Origin of the sequence: Parashewanella hymeniacidonis (assembly GCF_016900895.1) — a bacterium.
Taxonomy (GTDB): Bacteria; Pseudomonadota; Gammaproteobacteria; order Enterobacterales; family Shewanellaceae; genus Parashewanella; species Parashewanella hymeniacidonis.
Genome location: NZ_JAFEUN010000212.1, coordinates 1 through 3,219, shown reverse-complemented (window position 1 = coordinate 3,219; position 3,219 = coordinate 1). Strand labels below are relative to the sequence as shown.

Below are 3,219 nucleotides of genomic sequence, written 5' to 3'. Positions count from 1 at the left end.
ACTTCAGACTGCTGTTGTGATGCTGATTATGCTTTGGATGCCTTAGCATGGAGTCGCAGCAGTAGTTTGACCTATAAAGTCAAATCAACTTTTTATCAAGCGCTAAAAACTGCAGCATCGAGTTATAGCAACATTTGAAGGACAACAAAAACGAGATTTCATCACTCGATGTAATGTTACCAACTGGATACTGATCAATAATTACTTAAACTACAATCCAATCCAGAATCAAAACCAAGGAATTGCGGCCTACCGATTATTGCTTGATGTACCAGATAGCTTTGCAGGTAAACAAAAACTACTCCAAAAATTAACGTTATTTCTTCCTAAGTTACCGGCAGCATTTATTGATTATTACAATCAGCGCATTTCCGATTGTCCGTTACCTATCAATACTCAAACTAAAGTCGAATCTCACTCAATAGATGCTCAGTCCGCAACTAATCATTTTGATTATTTCTGGCAACTTCAAATTCGCAGAGAAAAGAAAAACAAAGCGCAAGATATTTGGAATAAGCTTGGTTTAGATAAAGACGGAGATAGAGCAATGCACATCATTCATTGCTGGGAAGATCAAAAGCGTCATCGAAAACAGTATCAAGATAAAACTAAGACTCCATTGCCGCATAACTGGCTTGCCGATGAACAATGGCTAGATGAGTTTATTCGAGCCGATGATCCAAGTATTACCCCAATTAATCACCTATCTAAAAATAACACTCAAATTAGTCTAGAAAGCAATAACCAAGCGATTGTTCAGCAATGGACAGGCTTATCAACCAAGAGAAAATAACATGACCGATCACGACAAAGAAGAATTTGCAGAAGTTTGGTCTGCCACTTACAACTTATACAGTAAGCAAATTACTCTGCAAACACTAGCATTGGCTTTTGAAGCCTTAAGCCATTATGACATTCAGCAAATTCGCAATGGTTTAACAGGACATATTCAGTCGCCTGAAATGGGACAGTTTTGCCCAAAACCTGCCGATGTCATTAAGCAGATAGAAGGAACGGGTGATGATAGAGCGTTTACCGCATGGGCAAAGGTTTTATATGGCATTCATCATGTTGGCGCTTGGTCATCAATAAAGTTCGATGATGTACTCATTCACCATGTTATTGAAAAAATAGGCGGTTGGGTTTCACTGTGTAAATTGAAGGAATCTGAATTAGCGTTTAAACAAAAGGATTTCATCAGCCACTATCAATGCCTATTGAGTAAACCCATATCAGATCACTACCCTGAAATATTAAAAGGCATTATAGACTGTCAACAAACTGCTAGCTCAAAACACATCGAATATGCTCTCCTAACTGACCAAAACCAGATAACTCAACATAGATACACTCAGCCTAACGAAATGAAACTTAAGGAGCTGAATCAATGAATTTACTTCAAAAAAGCTCTCAAACTTTACGAGCAGCAGAATTGATCAAATACGGTTTTAAAACCAATATCGTGGTGCAAGATACAGGGCTTTCCTCCAACCTTATTCGAACACTGTATAAAGAAGTCCAAGGTGAGTCACCAAAGGCCGGACAATTACCGTCACCAGCTAGCATTTTGTCAACGATACAATCACTGGCTCATGCTTCTATTGTTATTGAGAATTACATTGAGTTAGTTGAGTCTGATACGGTAAGAGTTGATATTAATGCATTGATTCAAGCGAATAAGCTGTATCAATTAATTTTAAAGAAGAATAGAGAACTTGAGCTGACGAAACAACTAACCATTAACGAGTGTTGGGTATTAATTCGAGGTTTACAGGCTAAACAAGTTAAGATCCATCATTGTGATAATGGACACTTTTACATCACAACACCAAGGCAACGAACTTTACCGATCTGCCCATTTTGCCAATTGCACCAGCATTGAGTTAAAAGCAAAGGAGTTGCTTCTTTATCTTATCTTTGGTTTCACACAAACTGATAGCGGTGTTGTCATACAATAGTGTTAGCTTGTTTTGAGATACATCATTTGGATTATTCCCATAATGAGTTAACCAATCAGAAAAACTAACACCAGTAAAAATACTCCATTCAAAACCAATGCGATTCCTGATGTAAACCCCTTTCAGTGCAATTGCAGTCGTAGTTGCTATTGAATCACTGAATAACACCAGATCCATCTCGCTACTCTTAAAACCATTGCTAGCCTCAATAGCCGCATTTGTCATACAAAGCTCAAATAAGGAGTAATCATATACTGCAAGGTGGCTACTGAGAAAGTTAGCCAGCGCATTCACTGTTACAGAAGCTATTGGCCAAATATCAATAAAATCGAAATAGAGTTCTGTTAATTGAGTATACCTTTCAAGCCAATGTTCAAGCATTTGATTGTGGTCTAGAGAGATTGATTCTAAAGTAACGCAGTGCTTCATAACGATACCTTTACAGCTTATGAATGAGGTCTTGCATCCATGGATGGAGATTAATTGAGCAACCTGTAAGTTACTCTATAACGATACAAATAGAAAGTATTTGGTAATAATTTGGTATTCTTTAGGGTTGTGAGTAATGGTTGCTCTTATGAAAAGCAATTTTGTTTTTTCTCTTCTTATCTCTTTTCTGTCGGATAAACGACACCTGTTACCAGATGTCGTTCTCCTAAGAACCGTACGTGCAGCTTTCACTGCATACGGCTCAAGCCTCCACAAAAGCTTTAATGTTACCCAGCAACTTCACAACGCAGGCATGACAGGTTCAAACCAAGAGTTTCTGCTTTGCTTATTAAGCTTACGCCTTTGTAAATAAGCCGTATGCTCAGGATCATAAGGTGTCGCAGCGCCTCTGATTTTTACATGCCTTTCAATTGGTGTTCTGGCTATTTCAACAAGATTAAACGCACAGTCCATGCCCGCTATTTTCTGACGTCCATGAAATCGCCAGTAGCCATTTCTATCCAGAAAGTATTTTCTTGCCACCCACTGTTTCCCTTTTGTGATGTGTTTTCTAACAGCCCACCTCCATAACGCAAGAAATAGTTGATGCCCTACATATCCGAAGACTTTCTTTGCAACGCAATGATGGTAATAGTTCGCCCATCCTCTCAGCTTTGGATTCAACAACTTGATTAAATCATTAACTGAAACAGTTGCATGCTTTCTTATCAGTTGACGCAGATTTCGCAAAAATAACAGTGTATTGCTCTTACTTGGTTTAATAAGCAGTTTGCCTTTGTACTTTCTGAGATTAAATCCCAGAAAATCAAAA

At 38.2% G+C, this 3,219-nt stretch carries 5 protein-coding genes; 3 read left to right on the top strand and 2 right to left on the bottom strand.

Annotation, left to right across the window (positions count from 1 at the left end; all coding sequences use genetic code 11):
* Positions 1-259 precede the first annotated feature (259 nt).
* From JQC92_RS21600 to JQC92_RS21590, 3 genes are read left to right on the top strand one after another with little or no spacing between them, the layout of a single operon-like run.
* On the top strand, positions 260-793 hold the full coding sequence (locus tag JQC92_RS21600; protein ID WP_205001596.1) for a hypothetical protein: 534 nt from the start codon (positions 260-262) through the stop codon (positions 791-793).
* A 1-nt stretch (position 794) separates the two neighbouring features.
* Positions 795-1,391 carry a DUF6475 domain-containing protein gene (locus tag JQC92_RS21595; RefSeq protein ID WP_205001595.1) on the top strand — a complete coding sequence of 199 codons (597 nt, stop codon included), beginning with the start codon at positions 795-797 and terminating at the stop codon, positions 1,389-1,391.
* A complete protein-coding gene (locus tag JQC92_RS21590; protein WP_205001594.1) occupies positions 1,388-1,882 on the top strand; it encodes a FlhC family transcriptional regulator in 495 nt (164 codons plus the stop codon). Before JQC92_RS21595 ends, JQC92_RS21590 begins: the two co-directional genes overlap by 4 nt.
* A 1-nt stretch (position 1,883) precedes the next feature.
* Here JQC92_RS21590 and JQC92_RS21585 read toward each other — a convergent pair whose 3' ends face one another.
* Both JQC92_RS21585 and JQC92_RS21580 read right to left on the bottom strand, forming a co-directional pair.
* Positions 1,884-2,387, bottom strand: a complete 504-nt coding sequence (locus JQC92_RS21585; protein ID WP_205001593.1) for a hypothetical protein — start codon at positions 2,385-2,387, stop codon at positions 1,884-1,886.
* Positions 2,388-2,687: 300 nt separating this feature from the next.
* The coding region (locus tag JQC92_RS21580) for a group II intron maturase-specific domain-containing protein (protein WP_276315828.1) at positions 2,688-3,219 on the bottom strand (532 nt) is incomplete at its 5' end.

Excerpts from the sequence above, each read along its gene's own strand:
- JQC92_RS21595 (WP_205001595.1), top strand. The coding sequence starts at position 795 with ATGACCGATCACGACAAAGAAGAATTTGCAGAAGTTTGGTCTGCCACT.
- JQC92_RS21590 (WP_205001594.1), top strand. The coding sequence starts at position 1,388 with ATGAATTTACTTCAAAAAAGCTCTCAAACTTTACGAGCAGCAGAATTG.
- JQC92_RS21585 (WP_205001593.1), bottom strand. The coding sequence starts at position 2,387 with ATGAAGCACTGCGTTACTTTAGAATCAATCTCTCTAGACCACAATCAA.